Source organism: Catenuloplanes sp. NPDC051500 (assembly GCF_044454585.1).
Lineage (GTDB): Bacteria > Actinomycetota > Actinomycetes > Mycobacteriales > Micromonosporaceae > Catenuloplanes.
This window is the reverse complement of sequence record NZ_JBITDX010000015.1, coordinates 1-372: the sequence shown is the minus strand read 5'-3', so window position 1 is coordinate 372 and position 372 is coordinate 1.

Here is a 372-nt window from a genome sequence, read left to right as displayed (position 1 = left end):
TCTGTCGAGCTTCTATTCATTTCATTTTGTTTGGCGCGCGGCGGGTTGGGGCGGCCCCCCAAACCCCCCCCCCCCCCCAACAACGATCTTGACGTCCGTCGGATTGGGATCGCATCGGTGGTGGCATTGCCTGCATCGGACACGTGGGGGTGACCGACGCCTGCCCTTCGGGCTTGCACCTGGCCGCGCCCGATGGAGGCGAAGTTCGGGGTGGTGCTCAGAATTGACCGAGGGGCATTGAGCTTGGCTGGCTGGCCATCCGGCATGGGCGCGCCTTGAGCGTGTCGGAAGGTCTGTGTAACGGATGTGTAGATTATCCGTTATTGCCGGGTTTCGGCCTGGTGGTGCAGACAGGATCATGATCATGACGCT